This window comes from Asaia sp. SF2.1 (assembly GCF_000505765.1).
GTDB lineage: Bacteria > Pseudomonadota > Alphaproteobacteria > Acetobacterales > Acetobacteraceae > Asaia > Asaia bogorensis.
Map to the genome: position 1 here is coordinate 1 of NZ_AYXS01000024.1, position 4899 is coordinate 4899.

A 4899-nucleotide genomic window follows, 5' to 3' on the forward strand; every position below is an offset into this window, starting at 1 on the left:
CGGTCATGCAGGGCATGTTCCGCAACCCGCTGGCCGATCCGGGGCTGATTGGCGTGTCATCGGGTGCAGCGCTGGGAGCGACGCTGATGATCGTTCAGGGCTCGCTATGGTTTGGTGACACTGTTCTCGCCCATTGGGGTATTCCGGCGGGCGGCATGATGGGCGCTTGCGTTATGACTGCCGGGCTCCAGGCGTTCGCAACGCGTCAGGGGCGTCTTTCGACCAGTCGTCTCGTTCTTGCAGGTGTGGCACTCGGTGCTCTTGCCTCGTCCGCGACCGGCATCCTGCTTTACCGGGCCAATGATACGGCGTTGCGGGATCTGACTTTCTGGACCATGGGCAGTCTCTCTGGGGTACGCTGGCCCGAGATCGAAATTCTGGCGCCGCTCACCATTGTCTCTCTTCTGTTGCTCTGGGCGCTTTCACGACCGCTCAACCTGCTGCTGGCGGGTGAGGAGAATGCCGCGCTCATGGGGTGCCATGTGCGGCGGGTGAAATATCTCTGTCTGTTCGCCGTTACGCTTGCGGTGGGACCGGCCGTATCGTTTTCAGGTGTGATCGGGTTTGTGGGGGTGATCGTGCCTCATCTTGTCCGTCTTGCGAGCGGGCCTGACCATCGGATCCTTATCCCGGCCAGCGCCATGCTTGGCGCCATTCTGCTGGTTCTGTCCGACACCTTGGCCCGAATCATTGCGCCCCCTTCCGATGTGCCGGTTGGCATTATCACGGCGGCGCTGGGTGCGCCCGTTTTCATCTGGCTTCTGATGCGCAGCAGTGATCGGGAGATTCCGGCGTGAGCCTGATGCTCGATAATGTCTCTGTCGTTCACGACGGGCGTTCGTTGCTCGATGGCGTGTCCCTCACCCTCTCGCCGGGTGAGATGATTGCGGTGATCGGGCCTAACGGAGCGGGCAAGACGACCCTCATGCGTGTTGCTGCCGGATTGCTCGCGCCAAGTTCGGGCCATGTCACGCTCGACGGCACGCCGCTTCATCGTTTCTCTCCCGCCAGCCTCGCCGCCCGACGCGCCATGCTGACGCAGGACCAGAGCCTCGATGCCCGCTTTTCGGTTGTTGAACTGGTGAGGTTCGGTGTCCAGGCCCGGGGCTCGTCTCGCGTGAGTCTCGACGCGCTCGTTGCCCGGACCTTGGAGGAAGTCGGTCTGGCTGCGTTCAGTGAGCGTGACATCACCAGTCTTTCAGGTGGGGAGCGTCAACGCGCGCATCTTGCCCGTATTCTGGTGCAGCTGCGTTGGCATGGTCATGAAGGATACCTGTTGCTGGACGAGCCCGTTTCAGCACAGGATATCGCTCGTCAGGGGCAGGTTCTGTCTCTCGCGCGGGCGTATACGGGCAAAAACGGCGTGTGCAATGACGGAAAGGCCGGAGGAAATGGCTGTCTCGCCATCTTGCACGATCTGAACTGGGCCGCCGCTTTTGCCGATAGGGTTGTGGTGCTTGCACGGGGGCGGATTTACGACGCCGGCCCTCCTGAGGACGTCATAACACCTTCCATGCTCCAGGACGTATTCGGTCTGACCGATGTCGTTCCGGGGTGCCATCGTGAGACAGGGCGGCCATTTCTGCTGCCGCATGATCTCGTTTCGCCCCGTTCCTCATGAGTAATATCAATAAGATTGTGAAAGTATCGTCGATGTATATCGCCATGAACAGGTTTCAGGTCCTGCCCGAGAGCGAGGAGGCCTTTCGCCAGCGCTGGCTCGATCGTGAGGTCCTGCTGACGACTGTGCCGGGATTTGTCTCGTTTTCGCTGCTGCGCGGGCCGGTCAAGGATGACCATATTCTCTGGTCATCCCACACCATCTGGTCATCCGAGCAGGCATTTCGTGACTGGACGCAGTCCGAGCAGTTCCGCAAGGCGCATGCTGGTGCGGGTGGCAACAAGCCCCTGACGCTGGGGCCGCCGGTGTTCGAGGGCTTCGAGGTTGTCCAGCATATCGACAACTGAAACTGATGCCTCCGGGCGGAAATCCTGACCGGCATGATTGTTTGATGCCGGTCCGGGATATCTCGCCTGCGGTAAGCTGCGCGAACCGATGCAGGGACTATCGCGAGGCGCGTTGCGATACCTGATCTCGCGTGTGCCACGCGCGAGATCAGGTATCTGCACGACGTGTGCTTATGTGCCGAGGCGCGTCAGGATCAGGTCAAAGGCACGCTCGACCGTAGCCGCGCGCACATCATTGCGGTCACCGGAGAAATGAGCCGTTTCCAGAACGGGATTTTTGGTTCCCTCCATGACACACAGGCAGACCGTGCCGACGGGCTTGTCCGCCGTGCCGCCCGCCGGCCCGGCTATACCAGTGACGGCAACAGCGATGGTCGCGTTTTCGGCACGGTCGAGGGCGCCCATGGCCATCTCGGTTGCGACAGCTTCGCTGACGGCGCCGTGACGTTCCAGCGTCAGCTCCGCAACATCCAGAGCATCCATTTTCATGGCGTTGGAATAGCTGACGATCCCGCCCTCGATCACGTCTGACGATCCTGCAAGCGATGTAAGCATTGCCGCAATCAGCCCTCCTGTGCAGCTTTCGGCTGTCACGAGGCGTGCCCCGCGCTGACGCAGGAAGTCGAGAACGGCTTGCGCCTTCTCTGTCAGGCTGATTGGAACGAGAGCTGATTCAGCCACGGTGATTGACCTCCAGGACACGATAGAGCGCCATGTTTTCCTCGACGCGCTGGATATAGGAGCGTGTCTCCTCGTAAGGCAGGCTTTCGATCCAGTCGACCATGCCCTCCTGAGTGAGAGGCTGGGGCAGGGGGAGGCTGGCCAGCCATTGGTCGGTGCGATGAGGCCCCGCGTTATAGGCGGAGAGAACAACCGGCACGACATTGCCGAAGCGCTGTAGAAGCTGGGCCAGATAGGCGCGCCCCAGTGTGAGGTTTGTTGAAGGGTCGCGTAGGCCACTGGCGCTCGTATCGACCCCGGCAAGCCCCGCGCGGCGGGCCACATCCCGTGCTGTGCCTGTCTGAAGCTGCATCAGGCCGATGGCCTTGGCCGGGCTCGAAACATGCGCGTCAAAACTACTTTCCTGGCGCGCTACAGCAAGGGCGAGCCCATGTGGCAGGCCGTCCCCCTCGGCCTGAACGCCATCGAGAACGGGCCAGCCTTCGGGATACAGGGCGGCGCCCAGACGACCTGTGCGACGCGCGGCGAACACAGCAGGCTCAAGCACATCGATGGACAGGCTGAACCGGGCGAGTGCCGCCTGACCGGCGGCATCCTGAACCTGGGAATACCCCATCATCAGGAACTCACGGGCGTGGTCATCGTCACCGCGCTCATGAAGCAGGCGGGCAGCTTCGATAAGGTCACCGCGCGAGACCGGGCCGCTGGAGAGCGACGGTACGCGCGCGAGGGCCTGAGCCAGACCGGGCACGTCGCCGCCATCGGGGAGCAGTGTATCGCTCTTCCCTGACAACGCGGCCTGTGCCAATTGCCCATAAAATGTCGTGGGCATTGTAGCCGCCTGTCGCCACGCGGCATTGGCCTCGCTCTGTGCGTCTTCCGCAGCGTAGGCGCGTCCAAGCCAGTAATAGCCCCGGCTGCGGGTGATCAGGCTCGTCTGACGGGTGAGGGGAGAAAACGCCTCCCGTGCCTGGGCTGGGTTTTTGACAAAACGCAGGTCGATCCAGCCGCGCAGGAAGCGGGCCTCGAGCGCCGGGGCAGCACTGAGGGGTAATGTCGTATCATCGGCCAGGATACGCGCTTGCGGTACGTTGCCCTGCATGAGGAAAGCGCGCGCCAGACCAAGGCGCTCATTGGTCCAGTCGCTTGATGGCGCATGCTTCTGGACGGCAAAGCCATTGCTCTGCCAGAGGGCAAAAGCGACATCCGGCGTTTCATAGCGACGAAGCTGCCGCAGGCGCGCCAGCATGATCTGTGGCTCAGCGCGTTGTGCGTCGGTGAGGGAAGCAAATTGCGCGGCTGAATCCGGGGCGTTGGAAAGCAGTGCGATCAGCACACGCGCTGTTCCCTGCCGGGGAGAAGCCAGCAGCGAGATCTGTCGCCCTGCTGCTGTAAACTGGCGTGTGCGCAGTTGGCGCTGGAAACGCGCCCAGTGATCATCAGGTGTCAGGCTCGTTGCGTATTCTGCAAGGATGAGGCTGGAATCGGTCTCCCGATCCGCGCCGTTACGCCAGATACGCCGCGCCTGGCTAGCAGCGTCGGGCAGAAGGGTCGCGCAACGCATGAAGGCCTGTACGCCGGTAAGCGGCTCGCGTGGGCAGAGTGACGTCAGTTCGCTGTCGCTCGTGCGCGTTGCCAGTGCCTGTTGATAGCGCGCCAACATGACGGAGCGCTCAGGCCAAGCAGGGGTGATATCCAGAAAATCGGCATAGGCGCGCGCCGAAATGCCGAGATCCGGTTTGATCAGAGCAAGCCAGGAGTCGAGGCGTGAGGCGACATCCCCCGGTGCGCTGGTAACGGGGGGCACTATCGCCGATGTCGCCGCGCCATCGCCGCCCTCATCCGGGGCTGCGGCCTCGGCAACCGGTGGGGCGGGCTCCTGAGCGTGGGTGCTGCAGCCGCCAAGCAGAAGAAGCGTGCTGGTCAGAAGGAGGGATTTAACCCGCGACATGATGCACCACCTCAATACTCCCCTTGTAGATCAGCTCACAGGCGACAAAGGCCACGATGGCGAGACCCAGCCACGCAATCCAGCGATAGCGTTCGAGCAGCTTTGCCACGAGCGTCGCCGCCACACCCATGAGCACGACAGAGAAAGCGAGACCAGTCACAAGCACGTAGGGATGACCCAGCGAGGCGCCTGCAACCGCCAGCACGTTGTCGAGGCTCATGGACAGATCCGCGAGGATGATCCGGAAGATCGCCTGACCCAGTGTGCCGCTGCGCGTCTCCCCCTCGGCGGGTTCGGGG

General features: G+C 62.5%; 6 protein-coding genes. 3 read left to right on the top strand and 3 right to left on the bottom strand.

All coding sequences use genetic code 11. From position 1 onward, the window contains the following. The 3 genes from P792_RS30775 to P792_RS30785 form a co-directional block, all read left to right on the top strand. Positions 1–797 (top strand): iron ABC transporter permease (locus P792_RS30775; protein WP_023979200.1); only part of this gene is annotated, 797 nt, incomplete at its 5' end. Positions 798–802: 5 nt separating this feature from the next. Further along, complete coding sequence (locus P792_RS30780; RefSeq protein ID WP_181950248.1) at positions 803–1621, top strand: heme ABC transporter ATP-binding protein; 819 nt, start codon at positions 803–805, stop codon at positions 1619–1621. A gap of 32 nt (positions 1622–1653) precedes the next feature. After that, on the top strand, positions 1654–1968 hold the full coding sequence (locus P792_RS30785; RefSeq protein ID WP_031241083.1) for an antibiotic biosynthesis monooxygenase: 315 nt from the start codon (positions 1654–1656) through the stop codon (positions 1966–1968). Positions 1969–2139: 171 nt separating this feature from the next. Here the strand turns inward: P792_RS30785 and P792_RS30790 are convergent, their stop codons facing one another. From P792_RS30790 to P792_RS38875, 3 genes are all read right to left on the bottom strand, one after another. After that, a complete protein-coding gene (locus tag P792_RS30790; protein WP_023979203.1) occupies positions 2140–2649 on the bottom strand; it encodes a CinA family protein in 510 nt (169 codons plus the stop codon). Beyond that, positions 2642–4600 (bottom strand): lytic transglycosylase domain-containing protein, encoded by a 1959-nt coding sequence (locus P792_RS38870; protein ID WP_023979204.1) that lies wholly within the window; start codon positions 4598–4600, stop codon positions 2642–2644. Before P792_RS38870 ends, P792_RS30790 begins: the two co-directional genes overlap by 8 nt. Next, positions 4587–4899: TerC family protein (locus P792_RS38875; protein WP_408734845.1), on the bottom strand; the 313-nt coding region annotated here is incomplete at its 5' end. The genes P792_RS38870 and P792_RS38875, both read right to left, overlap by 14 nt.

Coding starts and splice junctions, on each gene's coding strand:
- P792_RS30780 (WP_181950248.1), top strand. CDS start 803: ATGCTCGATAATGTCTCTGTCGTTCACGACGGGCGTTCGTTGCTCGAT.
- P792_RS30785 (WP_031241083.1), top strand. CDS start 1,654: ATGTATATCGCCATGAACAGGTTTCAGGTCCTGCCCGAGAGCGAGGAG.
- P792_RS38870 (WP_023979204.1), bottom strand. CDS start 4,600: ATGTCGCGGGTTAAATCCCTCCTTCTGACCAGCACGCTTCTTCTGCTT.